Origin of the sequence: Stenotrophomonas sp. LGBM10 (assembly GCF_046736075.1) — a bacterium.
Classification (GTDB): Bacteria; Pseudomonadota; Gammaproteobacteria; order Xanthomonadales; family Xanthomonadaceae; genus Stenotrophomonas.
Map to the genome: position 1 here is coordinate 1,697,055 of NZ_CP177163.1, position 22,070 is coordinate 1,719,124.

The 22,070-nt window shown below is 68.7% G+C and carries 20 protein-coding genes and 1 tRNA gene; 10 read left to right on the plus strand and 11 right to left on the minus strand.

The window, feature by feature from the left end:
* Window positions 1-5: 5 nt before the first annotated feature.
* The 5 genes from ACLB90_RS07150 to dtd all read right to left on the minus strand — a co-directional run bounded on the left by ACLB90_RS07150 (window position 6) and on the right by dtd (window position 4,910).
* Complete coding sequence (locus ACLB90_RS07150) at window positions 6-275, minus strand: hypothetical protein (protein WP_411852269.1); 270 nt, start codon at window positions 273-275, stop codon at window positions 6-8.
* A 421-nt stretch (window positions 276-696) separates the two neighbouring features.
* A tRNA-Ile gene (locus ACLB90_RS07155) sits at window positions 697-772 on the minus strand.
* Window positions 773-840: 68 nt separating this feature from the next.
* Window positions 841-2,241, minus strand: coding sequence for a type II toxin-antitoxin system HipA family toxin YjjJ (gene yjjJ / locus ACLB90_RS07160; RefSeq protein ID WP_411852270.1), 1,401 nt, complete (start codon window positions 2,239-2,241; stop codon window positions 841-843).
* A gap of 288 nt (window positions 2,242-2,529) precedes the next feature.
* Window positions 2,530-4,380, minus strand: coding sequence for an RNA polymerase sigma factor RpoD (rpoD, locus tag ACLB90_RS07165; protein WP_411852271.1), 1,851 nt, complete (start codon window positions 4,378-4,380; stop codon window positions 2,530-2,532).
* Between the two features lie 89 nt (window positions 4,381-4,469).
* On the minus strand, window positions 4,470-4,910 hold the full coding sequence (dtd, locus tag ACLB90_RS07170; protein WP_411852272.1) for a D-aminoacyl-tRNA deacylase: 441 nt from the start codon (window positions 4,908-4,910) through the stop codon (window positions 4,470-4,472).
* 119 nt (window positions 4,911-5,029) lie between these two features.
* On the opposite strand from dtd, the gene ACLB90_RS07175 reads away from it, so the two are divergent.
* The 4 genes from ACLB90_RS07175 (at window position 5,030) to ACLB90_RS07190 (ending at window position 9,270) form a co-directional block, all read left to right on the plus strand.
* The gene (locus ACLB90_RS07175) at window positions 5,030-5,947 is read left to right on the plus strand and encodes a lauroyl acyltransferase (RefSeq protein WP_411852273.1); all 918 of its coding nucleotides are present in this window, start codon (window positions 5,030-5,032) and stop codon (window positions 5,945-5,947) included.
* Window positions 5,948-6,015: 68 nt separating this feature from the next.
* Complete coding sequence (gene ribA / locus ACLB90_RS07180) at window positions 6,016-7,152, plus strand: GTP cyclohydrolase II RibA (protein WP_411852274.1); 1,137 nt, start codon at window positions 6,016-6,018, stop codon at window positions 7,150-7,152.
* 82 nt (window positions 7,153-7,234) lie between these two features.
* Window positions 7,235-7,750, plus strand: coding sequence for a PH domain-containing protein (locus ACLB90_RS07185; protein ID WP_411852275.1), 516 nt, complete (start codon window positions 7,235-7,237; stop codon window positions 7,748-7,750).
* On the plus strand, window positions 7,747-9,270 hold the full coding sequence (locus tag ACLB90_RS07190) for a PH domain-containing protein (RefSeq protein ID WP_411852276.1): 1,524 nt from the start codon (window positions 7,747-7,749) through the stop codon (window positions 9,268-9,270). Before ACLB90_RS07185 ends, ACLB90_RS07190 begins: the two co-directional genes overlap by 4 nt.
* 20 nt (window positions 9,271-9,290) lie before the next feature.
* Here ACLB90_RS07190 and ACLB90_RS07195 read toward each other — a convergent pair whose 3' ends face one another.
* A complete protein-coding gene (locus ACLB90_RS07195) occupies window positions 9,291-10,349 on the minus strand; it encodes a CDP-glycerol glycerophosphotransferase family protein (RefSeq protein WP_411852716.1) in 1,059 nt (352 codons plus the stop codon).
* On the opposite strand from ACLB90_RS07195, the gene ACLB90_RS07200 reads away from it, so the two are divergent.
* Entirely contained in the window at window positions 10,348-11,166 is an 819-nt protein-coding gene (locus ACLB90_RS07200; RefSeq protein WP_411852277.1) for a glycosyltransferase family 2 protein, read from the plus strand. The genes ACLB90_RS07195 and ACLB90_RS07200 overlap by 2 nt on opposite strands.
* Here ACLB90_RS07200 and ACLB90_RS07205 read toward each other — a convergent pair.
* The 5 genes from ACLB90_RS07205 to def all read right to left on the minus strand — a co-directional run bounded on the left by ACLB90_RS07205 (window position 11,151) and on the right by def (window position 17,176).
* Window positions 11,151-12,440 carry an O-antigen ligase family protein gene (locus ACLB90_RS07205; protein WP_411852278.1) on the minus strand — a complete coding sequence of 430 codons (1,290 nt, stop codon included), beginning with the start codon at window positions 12,438-12,440 and terminating at the stop codon, window positions 11,151-11,153. The genes ACLB90_RS07200 and ACLB90_RS07205 overlap by 16 nt on opposite strands.
* 111 nt (window positions 12,441-12,551) lie before the next feature.
* Window positions 12,552-14,273, minus strand: a complete 1,722-nt coding sequence (locus ACLB90_RS07210; protein ID WP_411852279.1) for an ArnT family glycosyltransferase — start codon at window positions 14,271-14,273, stop codon at window positions 12,552-12,554.
* Window positions 14,274-14,298: 25 nt separating this feature from the next.
* Window positions 14,299-15,639 carry a 16S rRNA (cytosine(967)-C(5))-methyltransferase RsmB gene (gene rsmB, locus ACLB90_RS07215; RefSeq protein WP_411852280.1) on the minus strand — a complete coding sequence of 447 codons (1,341 nt, stop codon included), beginning with the start codon at window positions 15,637-15,639 and terminating at the stop codon, window positions 14,299-14,301.
* Window position 15,640: 1 nt separating this feature from the next.
* The gene (gene fmt, locus ACLB90_RS07220; protein WP_411852281.1) at window positions 15,641-16,564 is read right to left on the minus strand and encodes a methionyl-tRNA formyltransferase; all 924 of its coding nucleotides are present in this window, start codon (window positions 16,562-16,564) and stop codon (window positions 15,641-15,643) included.
* Between the two features lie 99 nt (window positions 16,565-16,663).
* Window positions 16,664-17,176, minus strand: a complete 513-nt coding sequence (gene def / locus ACLB90_RS07225; protein ID WP_411852282.1) for a peptide deformylase — start codon at window positions 17,174-17,176, stop codon at window positions 16,664-16,666.
* A 126-nt stretch (window positions 17,177-17,302) separates the two neighbouring features.
* On the opposite strand from def, the gene ACLB90_RS07230 reads away from it, so the two are divergent.
* The 5 genes from ACLB90_RS07230 to ACLB90_RS07250 all read left to right on the plus strand — a co-directional run bounded on the left by ACLB90_RS07230 (window position 17,303) and on the right by ACLB90_RS07250 (window position 21,947).
* Window positions 17,303-18,436: a LysM peptidoglycan-binding domain-containing protein gene (locus ACLB90_RS07230; RefSeq protein ID WP_411852283.1), complete on the plus strand. Its 1,134-nt coding sequence runs from the start codon at window positions 17,303-17,305 to the stop codon at window positions 18,434-18,436.
* Between the two features lie 117 nt (window positions 18,437-18,553).
* Window positions 18,554-19,684 (plus strand): DNA-processing protein DprA, encoded by a 1,131-nt coding sequence (gene dprA, locus ACLB90_RS07235; protein WP_411852284.1) that lies wholly within the window; start codon window positions 18,554-18,556, stop codon window positions 19,682-19,684.
* A gap of 42 nt (window positions 19,685-19,726) precedes the next feature.
* On the plus strand, window positions 19,727-20,200 hold the full coding sequence (locus tag ACLB90_RS07240; protein ID WP_411852285.1) for a DUF494 family protein: 474 nt from the start codon (window positions 19,727-19,729) through the stop codon (window positions 20,198-20,200).
* Window positions 20,201-20,237: 37 nt separating this feature from the next.
* Entirely contained in the window at window positions 20,238-20,975 is a 738-nt protein-coding gene (locus ACLB90_RS07245) for a GYF domain-containing protein (RefSeq protein ID WP_411852286.1), read from the plus strand.
* Window positions 20,976-21,023: 48 nt separating this feature from the next.
* Window positions 21,024-21,947, plus strand: coding sequence for an RDD family protein (locus tag ACLB90_RS07250; protein ID WP_411852287.1), 924 nt, complete (start codon window positions 21,024-21,026; stop codon window positions 21,945-21,947).
* Window positions 21,948-22,070: the final 123 nt, after the last annotated feature.

Genomic DNA, 22,070 nt, shown 5'->3' on the forward strand with positions numbered 1-22,070 from the left:
GCTCGTCACATCATTTCCAACAAAATCAGTTCCATTGCACCCGTCTCATCGACTGGCGCTCCCAGCGGACGCTTTGGAGCACCTGCAGAAACTTCGTATGCGTCAACTTCTCTGACGCAATGCGCGGGCGACCTCTCATGGTTTCGGCTACACATCTGCGCGAACAGCTCATCCATCCGGATCAACGCTGCGTATACCAACGTTCGGATCAATAGCAGTGGATGGTCGGCCAGCATGAAGTCTTCCATCCGCTGGACCGCGAACAATTTCTCCATGAAGACATCGGAGCCGCACACCGGTCGGCCTGCTGAAAACACAACCAGTTTAGCGGGAACTTGTGTATTTCAGTAGCCTGATAGGGCTCGTTATGAAGACCTTGCAATGGCACGGGCATAAAAATGGCACGGGCATAAACATGCATGCATCTCGCTCCGCGAGACCAACTGCGCGGCAAAACTCGTTGGACACCCATCCAAATTTGGCCAAAACGGCCAAACTGTGATAGACCCTTCAATAGAAGTTGGCCATTTGGGCCACGCGGCCACAAGGCAGCCCGCAAGGCACTGATTTTGCTTATCAATGAAGCGGCGACTGCGTAACTACCGGTCAACGTGTGCTTCGATTTTCAATGTAAGTTGACCGAAACGGCCAACTTATGCTCACAAGCATATCTGCCCGCTAACCAATTAGCATTCTTGGTGGGCCCACCAGGATTCGAACCTGGAACCAAAGGATTATGAGTCCTCTGCTCTAACCGTTGAGCTATAGGCCCTTGCGGCCGCACAGTGTAGTAGAGCCGCGCCCGGCCCTGCCACTGCCTGCGGCCATGCCACGCACCCCTCAGCCGAACCGGTGGCGCATCGCGTCAACCTGCCGTGCATTCTCCGCTGCCAGCGCGCGCAAGGCGGGCGAGCGCAGCAAGGACGAGCCCGCCAGCCGCTGCCAGTAGTCGAGCGCCACCGGCGCGGCCCATTGCAGGTGGGCGAGCTGGCCGCTGCGCTCTGGCGCAACCGGCCCGAGCGGCGCTGCCGCGCGCAGCACCCCGGTGCGCGAGGGGGCCAGCGACATCGGCAGCATGTCGTAGACCGGCGCCAGTGGTAGCGGGCCGTGGTCGACCAGATGGAAGCCGAGATTGCCGTGGTGCATGTCGCTGTTGCCGATGAGGCGGCCGAAGGCATGCAGCCGGGCCATGTGGGTGACGGTGGCGGCCGTTACCCACCCCTGCGCCTGCAGCTGCTCGCCCGCGCGCGCCCAGTCCTGCGTGACGTCCCCAACGAACGCAGCCGTCAGCGACATCAGTGACACGAAGCCGCGGCGGCCAAGCACGTCCGGTGTTCGGTCGAAGCGCTGCACCTCGAGGAAGGTATGCGTGCTGGTCTGGAGCAGCTCGGACACGGCCGCATCCACGCCTGCATCGCGCAGGCACTGCAGCGCGAGGTGCTCGCACACGAGCAGGTCGGCCCAGCGCTCGGCAGCCTCACCGGCGGTGGGCTGCGCGAACTTCACCAGCACTGCCTGGCGGTGCCCGTTGTGCGTCACGGTGGCGGTGAACTTGGGCTGCTCGCCACCGGGTGATGAACCGACATCCTCGCCTTCGAGCACGGCCGCAGCGCGCACAGGATAGTCGCGGACACGCTGGTCGGCTTGGACACCGTCCGGCGGCGCATCCAGTTCGGCCAGGGCTGCGGCGACGGCGTCGCCGCCCAGCAGCAGGTCACCAATGCCGGTACCGCCCGCGCGCACCAGCGCCTGCAGAATGTCGCCCTGCTGCCAGCGGTTGAGATCGTCCGGCACGCCGAGATCGCGTGCGCGGCGATGGGCGAAGGTGCGGCCGAGAAACCCCTGCGGGCGCAGGTCATCCAGGAACCACGGGATATCGGGGAACCAGCCATCGACGGCGCCGTCCGGGGCGCGGCTGAGGTTGGGCCGCGCGGTACCGACGTCCAGGTGGAAGGCATCGCCGCTGAGGGCGATGAGCGTGCCCAGTTCTTCGAGGCTCGCGTCGGGACGGAGGCGGAACAGCGGCCATTCGCTGCCTGCGGCAGTGGCTCGACGGGCGGCGTAGGCGGTAGCGCGGCCCCGGCCCAGGCGGGCCACGCGGTCGCCGGCGTCGGCCACCAGGCGGCTCAACGTCATCCGGGTGGCGCCAAGGCGCTCGGCGAGCGCGGCGGCCGCTACCACCTCGCCGGCAGGAAGGTGGTCGAGCAGCGCCTGGACGGTGTGGCGGGTGGGACGGGCCATGCGGGGCATCCGGGCGAATTATGTTACGAATATATAGACGTAAATATGGTGCTTCGCAAGGAGAACCGTTTGTATCTGTCTGATATCACGGCTACTTTCCTTTTTGCTGCCGCCTGTCAGTCCATTTTTATGTTACGAATTATGTTACGCAAAGATAGGGCGGTTGCCATGCTGCGCTGCGCCAGGGCAGCCGACCAACGGTCGGCTCTACCGGTGGGGACTCCTCCCGCCGACCATAAAAAAACCCCGCCGAAGCGGGGTTTTTTCATCAACGCACCAACGCAGACATCAATCGATGTCCAGGAAGCTGCGCAGCTGCTCGGAGCGGCTCGGGTGACGCAGCTTGCGCAGCGCCTTTGCTTCGATCTGGCGGATGCGCTCGCGGGTGACGTCGAACTGCTTGCCGACTTCCTCGAGGGTGTGGTCGGTGTTCATGTCGATGCCGAAGCGCATGCGCAGCACCTTGGCTTCCCTCGGGGTGAGGCCGGCCAGCACGTCGCGCACGGTTTCAGACAGATTGATGTTGGTGGTGTTCTCGATCGGGGACTCCACATTGGTGTCCTCGATGAAGTCGCCCAGATGGGAATCCTCGTCGTCGCCGATCGGGGTTTCCATCGAGATCGGCTCCTTGGCGATCTTCATCACCTTGCGGATCTTGTCTTCCGGCATGTCCATTTCCTTGGCCAGCTCCTCCGGCGTGGCCTCGCGGCCGTACTGCTGGAGCATCTGGCGGGAAATGCGGTTCAACTTGTTGATCGTTTCGATCATGTGCACCGGAATACGGATGGTGCGGGCCTGATCGGCGATCGAACGGGTGATGGCCTGGCGGATCCACCAGGTCGCATACGTGGAGAACTTGTAGCCGCGGCGGTACTCGAACTTGTCCACGGCCTTCATCAGGCCGATGTTGCCTTCCTGGATCAGGTCGAGGAACTGCAGGCCGCGGTTGGTGTACTTCTTGGCGATGGAGATCACCAGGCGCAGGTTGGCCTCGACCATTTCCTTCTTGGCCTTGCGCGCCTTGGCTTCACCGTAGGCCATTGCCCGGCTGATTTCCTTCAGCTCTTCCAGCTCCAGCCAGGTGGTCTTCTCGATGTCGATCGTGGCCTGCTGCTCGGCGATGATCTGGTCCTTCACATCACGCAGGGCCGAGGACCACTTCTGCTTGCGCTTGAGGGCGTCTTCCACCCATTCCAGGTTGGTCTGGTTGCCTTCCCAGGAGCGGATGAAGTCCTTGCGCGGCATGCGCGCGGTCACGGTCGCCAGGTTCAGCACGCGGCGCTCGTGGGACTTGATGTCGGCCATGACATCACGCAGCTGCTTGACCAGCACGTCGGTCAGCGGCAGCGGCAGCTTCAGGGTCACGAACACGGCGGCCATGTCGTCGCGCAGCTTGGCCAGCGGCTTGCGGTCGCCCTTGGCGGCCGCCTTCTTGAACGCGGCGTAGGCATCGGTCAGCGCCTGCATGCGGCGCGCGACTTCTTCCGGGTCCGGGCCGGTCGGGCCAGCGTCTTCCTCGGCGTCGACGTCGTCGTCTTCGTCCTCGTCGGCGTCGTCCTCGGCGTCATCGCTGGTGTCTTCGGCCACGGCCGGGGCCGGGACTTCCTCGACCAGGTCGTTGAAGCCGACGATCACTTCGGCCAGGCGCTTCTTGCCTTCCTTGTGCGCGTCGTAATCGGCGAGCAGGGTTTCGACCGACACCGGGAAGGTGCCGAGCGCGGCCTGGACCTGGCCCAGGCCTTCTTCGATACGCTTGGCGATGGCGATTTCGCCTTCGCGGGTCAGCAGCTCGACGGTACCCATTTCGCGCATGTACATGCGCACCGGGTCGGTGGTGCGACCACCTTCGGTGTCGAGCGCGCTCAGCGCGGCGGCGGCTTCTTCGGCCGCGGTGTCATCGACTTCGCGGTTGCCGGTGTTGCCATCGTTGAGCAACAGGGTTTCGGCATCGGGCGCAACTTCATGGACATCGATGCCCATGCCGTTGATCATGCCGATGATATCTTCGATCTGCTCCGGGTCGACAATGTCGTCGGGCAGGTGGTCATTGACTTCGGCGTAGGTCAGGTAGCCCTGTTCCAGGCCCTTGCTGATCAGAAGCTTGATGTCGTTTTGCTGGGCAGGACGTTCGTTGGCCATGTAGTGCTCGCGCCACCGGCTGGGAGAGGGAATAGAACCTAGCATTATACCAGCCCGGCGCCCCGCCTTCCCGGGCGGTGGTCCCGGGGCTAGGGTCTGAGCAGGAAGGTCACCGGACCATCATTGACCAGGCTGACAACCATATGGGCACCAAAACGCCCGGTTTCCACCCCTGGGGCGTGCTTTTGACGGCATATTTCGACCAGCTGGTTGAATCCACGTTCAGCCTCCGCAGGCGCGGCAGCAGTACTGAAGCCCGGCCGCATGCCGCTGGCGGTGTCCGCTGCCAGGGTGAACTGGCTGACCAGCAGCAGGCCACCCCCGGTATCGCGCAGCGACCGGTTCATTTTTCCGCCCTCATCGGCAAAGACACGGTAACCAAGCAGGCGATCGGCCATCCGCCCGATCTGCGCCCCGGTGTCGCCCGGTTCCATGCCGACCAGGGCCAGCAGGCCGGGGCCGATCTGGCCGACCACGGCGTCGTCGACATGGACACTGGCTTGGCTGACGCGCTGGATCAGGACGAGCATGGCAATGGGTTTCCGGGCAGGGGGCGGCCTACCTTAGAGCCTGGATGCAGGGTTGGCGATCCGGGCACCGGCCGGCCTGCGGGTGCCCCGGCACCGCCCAGCGGCTAGACTTCCACGTGATGAAACCGCATACCACCGCCCGCCTGGCCTATCGCGCCGCTGCCCTGTTCACCCGCCTGCCCTGGGCCTGGCTGCGCGGCTTCGCCGCCGCCCTGGCCTGGCTGTGGATCCGTCTCAACGCCCGCGAGAGCCGGGTCACCCGGCGCAACCTGGAGCTGGCCTACCCCGCGCTGTCCCCGGCCGACCGGGCGGTACTGCACAAGAAGGTGCTGCGCTCCACCGCCATGCAGGCCATCGAGACGCTGCGGCTGTGGACCCAGCCCCGCGAGCGCAACCTGGCCTGCCTGGCCGAGCGCCACGGCGAAGCCCTGTACGACGCCGCGCTGGCCTCGGGCAAGGGCGTGATCGTGGCCGCCCCGCATTACGGCAACTGGGAACTGCTGAACCAGTGGCTGGCCTCGCGCGGGCCCATCGCCATCGTCTACAAGGCCCCCGATGAAGCGGTGGGCGACGCGTTCCTGCAGCTGGTGCGTGGCGGCGACAACGTGCAGCAGGTGCGCGCCGAAGGCCCGGCCGTGCGCCAGCTGTTCAAGGTGCTCAAGGACGGCGGCGCCACCGGCATCCTGCCCGACCAGCAGCCCAAGGCTGGCGACGGCGTGTTCGCCCCCTTCTTCGGCATCGAGGCGCTGACCATGACCCTGGTCAACCGGCTGGCCGAGCGCACCGGAGCGACCGTGCTGTATGGCTGGTGCGAACGGATCGGCCCGGACATGCAGTTCGCCCTGCATATCGAGCCGGCCCCGCCCACGGTGGCCGACCCCGACCCGCGCACCGCGGCCAGCGCGCTCAATGCGGGGATCGAACGCATCGCCCGGCGCGACCCGAGCCAGTACCAGTGGACCTACAAACGCTACACGCTGCGTCCGCCGGAAAGCGGCGAAGTGGACCCCTATGCCACCGAGGAACATCCGCACTGAATGCGACGCTGTGTCGCGCCTCGGCGCGATTGGAATCGTCGCCCTCCGTCCCCACTGTGGAACCCACGATGTCCCCCACGGCCCCTGCCATGTCTGATGCTGCTTCTTCCCTGTTCGGCGATCCGGCCGCGATCCGCTGCGAACGCGCGGTCGCCGAGCTGCGCGCCGGTCGCCCGGTGGTGATCGATGACAGCCACGGCCAACGCCTGGCGTTCATCGCCCTGGACAGCAGCACCCGCAGCAGCTTCGGCGCGTTTGCCGAGGCCGCAGCGGGCCATCACTACCTGTTCCTCACCGCAACCCGCGCGCGGGTGCTGGGCGTGGCCGCCGACCGCGGCGCGCGCGTGCCGCTGGCCGGCATCGATTTCGATGCGCTGCCGTCGCTGAGCTACCTGCGCGAGCCGGGTGCGATGCCGATGGGCTGGAGCGCCGGCGAGGCGCTGGACGACGGCGCGGTGGAAGTGGCCCGGCTGGGCCTGCTGCTGCCGGCGATGGTGGGCGTGCTGCTGGCGGCCGACGACACCCGTTTCGACGGCTGCGCGCAGGTATCGCTGTGCGACCTGCACCAGGGCGCCGAGCAGGCCGCGCACGCCTACGAGCTGGTGGCGCGCTCGCCGGTTCCGTTGCGCGAGGTCGGCATGACCGAGTTCGCGGTGTTCCGCGGCGGCGTTGCCCAGCGCGACCAGGTGGCGATCATCGTCGGCACGCCGGACCTGTCCGGCGTGGTGCCGGTGCGGGTGCATTCCTCGTGCCTGACCGGGGATCTGTTCGGCTCGCTCAAGTGCGACTGCGGCGATCAGCTGCGCCGCGGCCTGCGCAAGCTCAAGGATCTTGGCGGCGGCGTGCTGCTGTACCTGGACCAGGAAGGGCGTGGCACCGGTATCGCCGCCAAGATGCGCGCATACGGCTACCAGCACGACGGCCTGGACACCATCGATGCCGATGCGCAGCTGGGCTTCGGCGCCGACGAACGCCGCTACGGCAGCGCGGCGGCGATGCTGCAGGGCCTGGGCGTGTCGCGGGTGCAGCTGCTCAGCAACAACCCCACCAAGGCCCAGCGCCTGCGCCATGCCGGTATCGAGGTGGTGGAGTGCGTGCCGGTCACCGGCGACATCACTGTCGAGAACGAGCACTACCTGCGCACCAAGGCCGAGCGCGCGGGCCACCTGCTCGATGTCGACGCGCTGATCCAGGCCGCGCAGTAACCGGGCAACCTGCTAACGTCTGCGCCACGGGCGCCGGTTGTTGACGCGGGCGTCCGGCCCTGTCCACGCCGAGCGCCCTGCCTTGACCGAGTCCATCGATCCCGTCGTGCCGCCTGCGCCGCCGCTTCCGGCCGCCTGGCTGCCGTTGCCGCTGCGTGCGGCCTCCATTGCCGCAACCAGCGGCGCGCTGACCGGGGCACTGCTGCCCGGCGCCGCGCTCGGCGCCGGCTGGTTCTTGCTGGCGCTGCCAGGGCGCTGGTGGGGCGTGGCCGCGATGGTGGTGCTGGGCGCCCTGCTCGGCGCGGTGGTCGGCTTCCGCCGCCAGCGCCGCACCTCCTGGCGCCTGGATGCGCGCGGCCTCGGCCTGCGCCGCGAGCTGCTGTGGCAGCAGGAAACCCATGTACCGATCTCGCGCGTGCAGCACCTGGACCTGCGTCGCGGGCCGATCGAGCGTAGCGCGGGGCTGGCCACGCTGGTGGTGCACACCGCCGGCAGCCGCATGAGCGCGGTATCGATCAGCGGCCTGGACCAGGCCGATGCCGAACGCCTGCGCGACACCCTCGCCCACCAGCTCGACCAGGACGACGACGCCCTGTGAGCACTCCGGCCCCCGAAACCGCGGCGCCCGAGCAGCGCCTGCACCCGTGGTCCTGGCTGTTCGTGCTGCTGATGCAGCTGCGCCAATCCCTGCTGCCGCTGCTGGCGCTGGTGGTGTTCGGCAACCGTGGCGACCGCGACCAGCTGTGGCTGACGCTGGGCCCGCTGATCGTCGTGGTGGGGCTGGTGGCGTACTCCCTCCTGCAGTTCCTGACCTACCGCTACCAGATCGGGCGCGATGCCATCACCGTGCGCAGCGGGGTGATCTCGCGCAACCGCCGCGAGATTCCGTTCGCGCGCATCCACAACGTGGTGGTGCACCAGAATCCGCTGCACCGGCTGTTCGGCGTGGCCGAGCTGAAGCTGGAATCGGCCGGCGGCAATCGGCCGGAAGCGGAGATGCGGGTGCTCAAGCTGGACCAGGCGCTCGCACTGGAAGCGCTGGTGCGCCAGCGTGGGCAGACGCCGGTGGCCGCCGCCACGCCCGGGGCGACCGAACCGCCCCCGCTCCCCACCGATCCGGTACTGCTGCGGCTGGGCACGCGCGACGTGCTGCGCATCGGGCTGCTGTCCGACCGTGGCTGGGTGGTGGTGCTGGCCGCCACGGGCGCCGTGATGCAGTTTGTGCCGAGCGGCACGGTCTCCGATGTGCTCGACAGCGGCGGCCGGCAGGCGCTCGGCTACGCCAACCACCTGCATCCGCCCAGTTGGGTGTGGGCGGTGGCAGGTGCCGTCGCAGTGCTGGTGTTCTGGCTGCTGTTGCGGGTGCTGTCGGTGACGCTGGCGTTCCTGCGTTACCACGGCTTCCAGCTGAGCGAGCACGAGCGGCGCCTGACCGTCTCCAGCGGCCTGCTGACCCGCCTGCGCACCAGTGTGGCGCGGCGGCGCATCCAGGCCTGGACACTGCGCGAGAGCCCGCTGCAACGCCTGTTCGGCCGCCGCCACCTGGGCATCGACATCGCCGCCAGCAACCCGGGCGATGGGCAACGCCGCGACCTGCGCGAGCTGGCGCCCCTGGCCACGCCGGCTGCGTGCGATGCACTGGTGCAGCACCTTCTGCCGCATACACAGTGGCCGCCCGCCGCATGGCAGCCGGTGGAACAGCGCCACTGGTGGAGGCTGTGCCTGCCGGCGCTGGTGATCGCGCCGCTGCTGGCCGCCGGTGCCATGTGGGAGGACCAGCCGTGGGGCCTGCTGGTACTGCTGTGGCTGCCCTGGTCGGCGTTCAGCGCGCGGCGGCACGTGGCGCGCATGGGCTACTACCTGGACGACACGCTGGTCGCCGTCCGCGGTGGCTGGTGGCAGCGCTGGTGGCGGTTCACCGAGGTGGACAAGGTGCAGGCGCTGCGCCTGTCGCGCTCACCGCTGGACCGCTGGCTGGGTACCGCCAGCCTCTGGCTGGATACGGCCGGCGCCAGCGGCAGCCTCCCGCTGTGCCTGCGCTACCTGCCCGAGGCCGAAGCCCAGGCGTTGCAGGCGCGGCTGGGCGATGCGCTGGCCAGGCGCCGGCTGCACTGGTAGACGCGGCAGGCGCTGGAACGTCAGCGCCTGGCCGGTCCCCAGTAGCCCAGGTCCCGGCGGATCTGCAGGCCGCGGGTCCAGGCGCCGAACGGCTTGCGTTTCAGGCGGCCCAGTTCGCCGGCCAGGAAGGCGTCGGTCGCCGCGATCACCCGCTCGCTGGAACGGCCATCGCGATAGGGATGGATGGCGTCGGCGTAGCGGCGGATCTCGGCCATCAGCGCCGGTTCCGGCGCGAGCGCGCGGTCCAGCATCGCCGGCAGCTGCGCCGCGTCATCGAAGTCGATCATGTGCGGCTGCGGCACGCGGTTGCGGAAGGTCACCACCGGTTTGTGCTGCACCACGAACTCGGACACGATCGACGAGGTGTCCGACACCAGCACATCGGCCGCCCGCTGCGCGGCCATCACCTGCTCGGGCTCGATGAAGGCGGCATTGGCGCCGGCCAGCGCGCGGTAGCGGTCGAACAGTGCGGGTGGACATTTCGGATGCAGGGTCAGCAGCCAGTAGCGGTCGCCACGGGCGATGTCGGCGGCGATCGGGTCGTACAGGTGCGGCGCCGCGCTCAACCGCTCGGTGAAGGTCGACCCGAACAGGATCACCGGACGCCCCTGCGCAGGGGCGCGCAGCGCGGCCGACAGGCCACCATCGTCGCGGAACAGCGGGTCCAGCTTGGGCCAGCCGGTTTCAGCCACCGCGAAGTGCCCCTCGCGCGCGGCCAGGTCGCGGAATGGCGTGGTGGTCGCCGGGCCCTGCGTGCAGTACAGGTCGAACAGGCCGCGCACCCGGAAGTGGCCGCGCGCGCTGTCGCGCTTCTGCACGTTGAAGCCGTGGAAGACCTGTACCTTGGCGCCGGCAATGAACGGCGGCACCCAGTTGGCGGCACTGAACACCGCACGCGGACGCAGCGCCAGCGCCTGTTTGAGGTCCACCCCGGGCACCCCCGGCAGCGTCGCGCCGGCCGCGCCGTCGACGAACCAGGTCGACACCGATTGCCCGGATGCGTGCAACGCCTCGGCCAGTGGGGCGAGAATAGGCAACGCATAGCGTTCCGTCGCAAACAGCAGGTACTCGGCCATCATGTCCTCCACGACCGCTCCCGTTGAACGGCCTCGCATCTCGGCCTGCATTATCGCGTTCAATGAAGCCGACCGCATCGGCGACTGCCTGGCCTCGCTGGCCTTCTGCGACGAGATCATCGTCGTGGACTCCCATTCCACCGATGCCACGGTGGCCATCGCCAGTGCCGCCGGGGCCCGCGTGCTGCAGCGCGCGTTCGACGGTTTCCGCAGCCAGAAGGCCTTCTGCGTGGCGCAGGCCAGCCACGACTGGGTGCTGTGCCTGGACGCGGACGAGCGCATCGACGACACCCTGCGCGCATCCATCCAGGCCGCGCAGGCCAGCGGCTTCGCCGGCCACCACGGCTACCGGTTCGCGCGGCTGTCGGCCTACTTCGGCAAGTTCCTGCGCCACGGCAACGCCTATCCGGACCGGGTGATGCGGCTGTTCGACCGCCGCCACGGCGGCTGGCGCGGCACGCGCGAGATCCATGAAGCAGCCAGCGTGGACGGCACCGTCGGCACCCTGCGCGGCGACCTGATCCACTACCCCTACCGCTCGCTGGAGCAGCAGCTCACCAAGACCCAGCGCTACGCGCGGATGATGGCCGAGCACGAGTTCGCCCGTGGCAAGCGCGCCACCCTGGGCAAGCTGGTGCTGGCCCCGGCGTGGCGCTTCTGGCGCGGCTGGCTGTTCCGCGGCGGGTTCCGCGATGGCTGGCACGGGCTGGTGTACGCCTACGTGCGCGCCAACTACGTGCGCCAGAAGACCATCATGTTGTGGATGCTGCAGATCGGCCAGCCGGTGGCCGACCCGCCACGGGATCAGCCGCCGGCCTGAACCCGGCGCTGGCGGTGGGCCTGCCCCTGCAGCACCGACAGCCCGGCCAACAGGGCCACGATGGTGACGTAGAAGCTCGCGGTGATCTGGTGGGCGAACATCGACTGGGTCAGGCCGCACAGGACATAGGACACCACCAGCATGATCCCGGCCGCGGCCGGGCCACGGAAACCGACCTGGCCGCTGCGCCGGTGCAGCCCGGCGAACACCAGCAGCGGCACGCCGTACACGGCCAGCAGCAGCAACAGCCCGGGCACGCCCTGGGTGGCCGACCACTCGGCCAGGTCGTTGTGCGCGTGGCCCAGGTGGCAGCGCGGCTCGTCGGGGTCGTCGCGGCACACCGGCAGGCGCAGCATGGCGCTGTCGAAGTGGCCGATGCCCACCCCGATCAGCGGGTGGTCGAAGAAGGTCTCATAGGCCACCTGCAGGCGCTCCACACGGGCGCCGGCCGAGGAATCGCTGTCGCCGCGCTCCATGCGCACCACGTCGTGCTGCAGTTCGGTCAGGCGCACCTGTTCGCGCAGGCTGGGAATGGTCAACGCCAGCGTGCCGCCGATGGCCATCAATGCCAGCAGCACCGACAGCCGCGCGCGGCCGGTCCGCCAGCGCAGGCTCATCGCCATCACCACCAGCAGGGCCAGCAGCGCCGGCCATACTCCGCGGCTGCCGCTGAGCACGATCGTGGCGCAGCCGGCGATCATGCCCACAATCACCCAGGGCCAGCGATGGTGCGGGCGGCAGAACACCAGCAGCACCATCAGCATCAGTACGATGTCGGCCAGCACGATCGCATTGGTGCTCAGCTCCGCACGCGGCGCCCCGCCCATTACCTGCACCACCGACAGCACTAGCACCGCCAGCAGCCCCGCCAGCGACCCGGCCCACAGCCAGTGCAGCGCCGGGCGCAGCGCGCAGACCCACAGGATGATCCAGGGAATCACCACGAACCGGGAGCGGTTGTCGATGTCGCGCAGGCCCTGGTCGAACAGCACCATCGACATCAGCGACAGCGCGATCACCGCCAGCATCAGCCAGCCCAGCACCACCAGCGGACGACCGGCGACCTTGCGCGCGCGCCACAGCTCCAGCGGCGCCAGCAGGCTGCCCAGCAACAGCAGCAGGCCGTACGGCAGCAGGTTCTGCGGCACGCTCAGGATCAGCGCCGGCAGGCAGAACAGGCCGATGTTGGCCACCCAATGCGCCACGGCGAGACGGCCCTGCAAGGGCGGGAATGACACCACGTCGGTCGTGCTGGACGCGCCTTGCTGCTTCATTGCCAACCTCGAGTACCACGCCCAGGCCACAAGGCCCACTGACACGACCGGCGCAACCGGCGCCCACGGAGCGGCCACCGGACCTGGACGGCCCTGCAACCCCGGCTATCTTTACTCATCGCCATCGATTCTGTGCAACTCGCGCTCGCGCTTCTGTTCAGCCGCCGTGGCCGTGCAGGGGCCGCGGATATCGCTGGCCCGCACCAGCCACCAACGACGGCGGTTGGCCACCCCGGCCAGCGTGGCGCTGTCGCGGTCCACACAGCCCAGCAAGGCGTCCTCCTGCACCAGCAGCCAGCGCTGCGCGGGGGCCTGCGCCTGCCACTGCACGCCGTCGCGCAGCTGGCTGTCCCAGCGCCGGTTGAAGCCGAAGGTGGTGGCCGCGCGGTCGGCCATCAGCAGGTTCTGTTCCTTCCAGGCCACCAGACCCAGTTCCGCATCCGGCCCGATGCGCTGGCCAACCTGCTGCATCAGACCGCGTGCGGAACTGGAATCGTTGAACAGCGGGTAGCCGATCAGCCCGTACGCCACCCAGGCCATCGCCAGCGTGGCGATGGCCGCCAGGTGGAACCGGCGGCGCCCACTGAACACCAGGCTCATCACCGCGCCACACCCCAGTGCGATGCCGATCCAGGCCAGGCCGCGGGTCACGGTGGTGTCGATACCGCGCTTGATGATCAGGCTGCGTTCGAAGCCGGGCTCGCCTCCCAGCATGGCGATGCCCGCGCCCAGCAGGGCCAGCGCCAGCACGGCGGTGAAGGCGCCCATCACCCATTGCACGTCGCGCCGGCGCAGCAGCCCGGGCAGCAGCGGCGCCAGCGCCAGGCAGAACATCGGCAGTGCCGGCAGGATGTAGACATCGCGCTTGCCGTGCGGGATCGAGAAGAACAGCACGATCAGCAGCCACCAGCCCAGCAGCACCAGGTAACGCGGATCGCGCCGCCGCAGCCGCCGCCACCAGGCCGGAATCGCCCAGGGCACCACGAGGAAGGCCGGGACCCACATCGACGGCATGGTGGCCAGGAAGTACCACCACGGCTGGTGATGATCCCAGGAGTTGGCGTAGCGCTTGGCGGTCTGGCGGAACAGGATGTCGTCCAGGTAGGCGCGGTACTCGGCCGAACCGCTGCCGAGCGCGGTCAGCACCATCGGCACGAACCACAGCGCGATGGCCAGCACGAACGCCAGCGGGGCCAGCCAGAAGCGCACATCGCGCACGTGCAGCTTCACCCGCGGCCAGCCCAGCAGCGCGGCCGCGGCCGCCGGCACGATCATCAGCAGCGCGAGCACGCCCACGCCCTTGGTGATCACCCCCAGCCCGGCCGCGAACCAGCCCAGCCACCACCATCGCCATGCCGGGCCGCACAGCAGGTGGCGCAGCAACCCATAGTTGGCCAGGGTGATGAAGAACACCACCAGCGGATCGATCTGCGCCTTCTTCGCCTGGAAGGTGAAGTGCACCGCGAACAGCAGCGCCCACGCCGCGTACAGCCCCACGCGCCGCGTCCACAGGCGTCGCCCCAGGTCGTAGACACAGGCCAGCGTGCCCAGCGCCGCCAGCAGCGACGGCAGCAGGAACGCCACGCGCCAGTCGCCGATCAGGCGATACAGCATCGCCTGCGACCACATCAGCATCGGCGGCTTGTCCGAGTACAGCTCGGTGCCCCGATGCGGGAACAGCCAATCGCCACTGGTCACCATCTGTTTGGCGACCAATGCGAAGCGGGGTTCATCGGAGGGCCACGGGTCGCGCAGGCCAAGACCGGCCCCCAGCACAAGCAGGGCCATCAGGGCGAGCAACCAGAACTCTCGGGACGCGCGGGTTTTCAACATGGGGCGCGATTCTAGCGGTGTTGGCCTAACCCTTCTTTAGCAGACGCGCATAAAAGAAGCCGTCAGCACCGTTTTCACCCGGCAGGCGCTGGCGCCCCGCCCAGGAGTCGTGGCCGAACGCGTCACCCAGCGGCAGGAAGCCGGCGTTGCGCGTGCGCTGCAGGAAGGCCTCGACCTGGAACTGGTTTTCCTCGCGCAGGATCGAGCAGGTGGCATACAACAACGTGCCGCCCGGCGCGAGCATCGTCCAGCAGGCATCCAGCAGGCGGGCCTGCAGCGCCACCAGTGCCGCGATATCGGTTTCACGCCGGTGCAGCAGCACATCCGGCTGGCGGCGGATGATGCCGGTGGCCGAACACGGCGCATCCAGCAGGATCGCGTCGAACGGCTGGCCATCCCACCAGGCGGCCGGATCGGTCGCATCACCGGCACGCACCTGCGCGTGCTCGCCGACGCCGGTACGCGCGAAGGTCTCGCCAATGCGCTTGAGCCGGCGCGCATCGATATCCAGCGCGAGCAGGTGCAGGCTGGGATCGCGCTCGAGCAGGTGCGCGGACTTGCCGCCCGGCGCGGCGCAGGCGTCCAGCACCCGGATGCCGGGGCGCAGCGCCATCGCGTCGGCAACCTGCTGGGCGGACAGGTCCTGTACCGACAACGCCCCTTCGGTGAAGCCCGGCAGGGCCGACACCGCCACCGGCGTCGGCAGGCGGATCGCGTCCGGCGCGATCGGCGAGGCCTCGGCGGCGATGCCGGCCGCGTCCAGCCGCTGCAGCATCGTGTCGCGATCGCCGTGCTGGCGGTTGACCCGCAGCCACAGCGGTGCCGGCTGCAGGCTGGCCTCGAATACCGCGTCGGCCTGGTCCGGCCAGTCCTGTTCGATCCTGTCGGCCATCCACAGCGGGAACGCCGCGCGCGCCGGCTGCGCGGGAATACCCTCGCGCTGGGCGCGGCGCAGCAGCGCGTTGACCATGCCGGCCTGGCGTTCGCGCCCCAGCGCGCGCGCGGCGTCGACCGTGGCCGACAACGCGGCGTGCGCCGGCAGTTCGAGCGCATCCAGCTGGGCGAAGCCGACCAGCAGCAGCGCGCGCAGTTCGTCTTCGCGCACGTTCAACGGGCGTTGCATCCACTGCGCCAGGGCGGCGTCGTAGGCGTTGCGCCGGCGCAGCACGGCAAAGCACAGCGCTTCGAGCAGCGCACGGTCGCGGCTGTCATCGAGCGTCGGCAACGCGGTGGCGAGCTCGGCCTTGAGCGACCGGCCGCGGCCGATCACCTGGGCCAGCACCTTGGCGGCCAGTACGCGGGTGGGCACGCCGGGTGCCATCGCAGCGCGCTGCGGGGCCTGTTTTTCCTGCCGGGGATGCGCCATCTCAGACGCCCACGGTCAGGTCGCGGCGGGCATTGAGGTAGTCCGCCGCGGTGATCGCCTTGCCGCCCTCACGCTGCAGCACGCGCAGGCGCAGCGCGCCCTGGCCGCAGGCGATGTCGATCCCTTCGCGGGCCGCCGCCAGCAGGGTGCCGGGGGCCTTGCCGTGGTTGTCGGGCAGCGCCACCGCGCCGTGGATGCGCACGCGCTCGCCAGCGAGCTGTGCTTCGGCGATCGGCCACGGATTGAAGGCACGCACGGTCCGTTCAAGCTGCTGGGCGTCCTGCGCCCAGTCCAGCCGGGCCTCGGCCTTGTCCAGCTTGTGCGCGTAGGTCACGCCGGCCTCGGGCTGCGGCTGGGCGATCGGCTTGATGCCGGCGCGCAGCAGGCCCAGGCCATCGGACAGCACCTGCGCGCCGAGCTCGGCCAGGCGGTCGTGCAACTGGCCGCCCAGTTCGCCCGCCGCGATCGGCGTGTGCTGGCGCAGCAGCACCGGGCCGGTATCCAGGCCGGCCTCCATCTGCATCAGGCACACCCCGGTCTCGGCGTCGCCGGCCTGGATCGCGCGTTGGATCGGCGCGGCACCGCGCCAGCGCGGCAGCAGCGAGGCATGCACGTTCCAGCACCCGTGGGTGGGAATGGTGAGCACGGCCTTGGGCAGGATCAGGCCATAGGCCACCACCACCATCAGGTCCGGCTGCAGGTCGCGCAGCTGCTGCTGCGCCTCCGGGGTCTTCAGGCTTTCCGGCTGGAACACCGGGATGCCACGTGCGATCGCCTCCAGCTTGACGGGCGAAGGCATCAGCCCACGGCCGCGACCGGCCGGGCGGTCCGGCTGGGTGTACACCGCGACCACCTCATGGTGGCGGGCGGCGGCCCGCAGCGACGAGACGGCGAACTCCGGCGTACCGGCAAAGACAATCTTCATGGCGACCCCACTTGCAGAAAGAAAAACGGCGCCGATGGCCGGCGCCGCGACACCGGAAGCGGCACGCGGTCATGCCGCGTCGCCGTTTCCGCGACCATCTCAGGCAACGTGCTTGCGCTGCTTGGCCAGCTTCTTGCGGACCATCTCGCGCTTGAGCGGCGAGAGGTAATCGATGAACAGCTTGCCGTCCAGGTGATCCATCTCGTGCTGGATGCACACCGCCAGCACGCCGTCGGTGGTCAGTTCCTGGGCCACGCCCTGACGGTCCAGGAAGCGCACGGTGATCTGGTTGGCGCGGGTGACGTCGGCGAAGATGCCCGGGACCGACAGGCAGCCCTCCTGGTACACCTGGCCGCCGTCGTTGGCGACGATCTCCGGGTTGATGAACACCCGCGGGGTGTCCTTCTCTTCGCTGACGTCGATCACCATGAAGCGCTTGTGCACGTCCACCTGGCTGGCGGCCAGACCGATGCCCGGCGCCTCGTACATGGTGTGGAACATGTCGTCGATCAGCGTCTGGAAGGCAGGCGTGGTCACTTCGCTGGCGTCGATCAACGCGGCCTTGGTGCGCAGGCGCGGATCGGGAAATTCAAGAATGGGCAGGATGGCCATGACAATTACCGGTAGGGGGCGCCGCTGGGAACGGCGTATGGGGCGATTCTATCGCCAACGCTTGCCCTGCGCCCCGGTTTCTGGACTATAGTGCGCGAACCTGTTGGGGAATCAGGCACCACACTCATGTTTGAACGTACTCGTACGGTCGTCGCCGTGGCGATGTTGACCGTCGCTACCTATGCTACCGCCGTTGAAATGAATGGCGGGCACCCGGATACCTATGTCGTGCGCAAAGGCGACACGTTGTGGGACATTTCCGCGCGTTTCCTGAAAAAACCGTGGCTCTGGCCGGAAATCTGGCAGGCCAACCCGCAGGTCAAGAACCCGCACCTGATCTATCCGGGCGACGTGCTGAGCCTGGCCTATCTGGATCGCGTCGTCGGCCAGCAGCCCGGCCCGCGCCAGGAGGCCCCGATCAATGCGATTCCGCTGGACCAGGTGGAGCCGTTCCTGAAACAGCTGAGCGTGGTCGATGAGATCGACTCGCTGCCCTACGTGGTCAGCCTGGAAGACAACCGCCTGCGCGCCACCACCGGCCAGATCGCCTACGTGCGCGGCCTGGACCAGGCCCAGGTCGGCCAGCGCTGGGCCGTGGTCCGCCCGACCGTGCGCTACGCGCTGCCCAAGCCGACCGAAGACCTGACCGCCAATGGCGACGTCACGCCCGGCAGCGGCAACCTCTGGAAGGACTTCATCGCACCGACCAAGCGCCACGCAACGCTGGGCTATGAGCTGGCCCAGCTCAACGTGGGCACGGTGACCCGGGTGGCCAGCGGCAACGTGGAAGTGACCACGCTGACCCTGCAGGGCCGGGTCGACGGCCGCGAAGTCCGTGCCGGCGACCGCCTGGTGCCGGTGGAAGCCACGCCGTACGACCTGCAGTTCTACCCGCACGTGCCCGCCGCCCAGACCGAAAGCCTGGATATCCGCGTACTGGCCGTCACCGACATGTTCTCGGCCGGTGGCCCGCGCGATGTGATCGCCCTGTCCGCCGGCAGCGCGGATGGCGTGGACAACGGAACGGTGGTTTCGCTGTGGCGGCAGGGTCGCCATGTGGCGCACCGCATGCAGTACCCGAACTCCTCGCGGATGGACGACGCGCTGAGCACCGGCGCCGGGCGCGTCACCCTGCCCGACGAGTACGCCGCCCATGCGATGGTGTTCCGCACCTTCGACAAGGTCAGCTACGCGCTGGTGATGCAGGGCGTCAAACCGGTGCATGTGGGTTACTCGGCCAAGCACCCGGACGCCCAGTAGGTACCGACCGTTGGTCGGTACGCGTCTCAGACCGCTGGTCGGGACGCGGAACATCCCTACGCAACACACCGACGGCGCCCCAGGGCGCCGTCGGCGCATCCGGCCTACGGTGGGCGGATGACTGCCCTGGCCTCCTCCTCGCTGCTCACCCTCCTGCTGGCCGGCGGGCCGGCCCGCCCGCGCCGCCGCCTGCTGCACGACCACGGCGATGCCGGGCGTGCCCTGGCCGCCGGGCCATCGGCCTGGCGGGCCGCAGGCTGCAACGCCGCACAGTGCGGGCGACTGCAGACGCCCGACCCCGCCCTGCTGGCACGCGCCCTGCGCTGGCTGGAGGCCGGGGACCACCACCTGCTGGCCTGCACCGGCGCCGACTACCCGCCCCTGCTGCGGCAGATGCCCCAGGCCCCGTTGGCGCTGTTCGTCCAGGGCCAGCCGGCGCGGCTGTGGCACCCCGGTGTAGCGGTCGTCGGCAGCCGCACGCCCAGCCCCGCCGGGGGCGAGCTGGCGGCCGAATTCGCCGGGGGCCTGGCCCGGCAGGGGCTGTCGGTGATCAGCGGGCTGGCCGCCGGCGTCGATGCCCGGGCCCACGCGGCGGCGCTGGACCACCCCGGTGGCTGCACCGTGGCCGTGGTCGCCACCGGGCTGGATCTCACCTACCCGCCGCGCCATGCCGGGCTGCAGGCCCGGATCGCCGCGGCGGGGGCCGTGGTCAGCGAATACCCGCCCGGCACCGGTCCCCAGCCGGGCCAGTTCCCTGCCCGCAACCGCATCATTGCCGGGCTGGCCCTGGGCACCCTGGTGATCGAGGCGGCCGAGCGCTCCGGGGCGCTGATCACCGCCCGGCTGGCAGCCGAGGCCGGGCGCGAGGTGTTCGCCCTGCCCGGCTCGGTGCGCAACCCGCGCGCACGCGGCTGCCACCGCCTGATCCGCCAGGGGGCGGCGCTGGTGGAATCGGTGGATGAGGTGATCGCGGGCCTGAACCCTGTCGCCCAGGCCCTCGCCCAGGCCTTGCGAACGCGCCTGGGCACCCCCACTGAACAGGCACGGGCAGGCCGCGCGAGCGCCGCCCCCTACTCCGACCCGGACTACCAGTGCTTGTGGCAGGCACTGGACCATGACCCAACAGGTATGGATTCATTGATCCTACGCAGCGGATTGACGGCGGCCCGGCTGTCGGCCATGCTGCTGGTCATGGAACTGGACGGAAAAGTAATGGCCATGCATGGCCGCTACTGTCGAAAACCCTAGTTTCTTCACCTCCACAGCGTCATGGACGCAGGCCGAGGGGCAATGAAAGAGAGCATTCTGGATGTCCTGCTGTACCTGTTCGAACACTACTTCAGCGAAGACGCGGATCTTGTCCGCGATCGCGACACCCTCCAGAACAGCCTGATACAGGCCGGCTTCAGCCCCGCAGAAATCAACAAAGCCTTCGACTGGCTCGATGCCCTGGCCGAACAGCGCCCGGCCGTGGCCCAGCCGCGCGTGGACGGTCCGGTCCGGATCTACCACGGCCCGGAACTGGACAAGCTGGACGTGGAATGCCGCGGTTTCCTGATGTTCCTGGAGCAGCACGGCATCCTCGATGCCGGCCAGCGTGAGCTGGTACTGGACCGTGCGATGGCCCTGGACCAGGACGAACTGGACCTGGACGACCTCAAGTGGGTGGTCCTGATGGTGCTGTTCAACCAGCCTGGCGCCGAGGCGGCCTACGCCTGGATGGAAACCCAGATGTTCGTCGACGAACCGGAACCGCTCCACTGACCGTACACTGAGCGCCTTGCGCATTCAGGAGCGGACCGTGAGCGAGTGGTTCTATGCAGAAGGAAATCGTCAGCAGCGTGGGCCGCTGACGTCTGAAGAGTTGATCGCGCTGTTCCAGTCCAGCCGCATCGCGCTGGATACGCTGGTGTGGCGCGACGGCATGCCGCAGTGGCAGGCCCTGAGCACCGTGGCCGATGAGATCGGCCTGGTGCAGGCGCCGAGCCCCCTGCCGGCCGAGGCCGACAGCCCCACCGCCCAGCTCCCCCCGCAGATTCCTGCCGGCCCGTATGCCAGCCAGCCGCCGCCGGCACAGCCGGTGGCCGTGCCGCAGAAGAGCCTGTCCGGCTGTGCCATCGCCGGCATCGTCGCGGCCGTCCTCGGCGTGGGCGGCCTGGTGCTCATCGCCATCCTGGCGGCGATCGCCCTGCCGGCCTACCAGGACTACACCCACCGCGCCAAAGCCAACGCCGCCTACGTCGCGCTGGCGCCGATCAAGACCCAGGTCGAGGAGTTCGTCGTCACCAACGGGCACTGCCCGGTCAATGACGATGAAGGCTTCCTGCCGGCCGATGGCTACGCACTGGAGGGCATCTCCGCACTGCGTATCGGCCGCTTCGACAACAACCACTGCGGTATCGAGGCCGAGCTGTCCATTCCCGGCAGCACCGGCCTGGACGGCACGCTGCTGTGGCTGGACTACGACGGCGAAGCCCGGCATTGGGAATGCACTGGCGGCGCAGACGACAAGTACCTGCCGACGGTCTGCCGCGGCTGAGCGACGCGTTATTTCTTCCACGGACGATAGCAACAGGGGATACATGCAATGACCGAGTGGTACTTCGCCGACGGCGCACAACGCCAGGGGCCGCTGCCCGCCGACGACCTGCGCCTGCGTTTCCAGCGCGGCGAGATCAACCTCACCACGCTGGTATGGCGCGAAGGCTTCGACCAGTGGAAGGCGCTGGGCGATGTGACTGAAGAACTGCAGCTGCAGAACCTGACCAACGCCACCGAGAACCTCGGCAGCGGGTTCGACCTGCGCGGCGATTACACCGCCATCGAGAATGGCACCGCCCCGCTGCCGGGCACCGGCGGCGGCACCTACTCGCCGTACAGCGCGCCGGCCAGTACCGGCGCATATGCCGGTGCAGGCGTGGTGCATGGCGGCGAGGTGGTCTATGCCGGCTTCTGGAAGCGGTATGCGGCCTACTTCATCGACTACGTGGTGCTGACCCTCTGCGGCGCGGTGGTCGGCGGCATCGTCGGCGCCATCTTCGGCCTGGCCATCGGTGCGATGGCGGGGGCGGACGCCGGGTCGAGCAGCTCGGACATCGTCGGCGGCCTGCTCGGCATCGTGATCTCGCTGGTGTACTACGCCGAGTTCCACGCCTCGGCCGGCGGCGCCACGCTGGGCAAGATGGCGGTCGGCATCAAGGTGGTGCGCAGCGATGGCCAGCGCCTGACCCGTGGCCGCGCGGTGGGCCGCTACTTCGCGACCTTCGTCAGCACCATCACCCTGTTGATCGGCTACCTGATGGCCGCCTTCACCGAACGCAAGCAGGCGCTGCACGACCTGATGTGCGACACGGTGGTGGTCGACAAGTGGGCGTTCACCGAGAACGCGCACCTGCAAAACCGTGAACTGGGTACCGTCACGATCGTGATCCTGGTGCTGGCTGGCCTGTCCACGCTGGTCCTGATCATCGCCGCCGTGGCGATGGTCGGGGTGCTGGCCGCAATGGCCTGACAGGCCCGCCCTCACACCGGGCCGCTTGACACGGGCGGCTCCGGCGTGATTCCTCTAATAGGCAGGAAAGCTGAACGCCCGGCGCATACCCGGGCGTTCAGTTTATGGATATCGCCCGCTGCC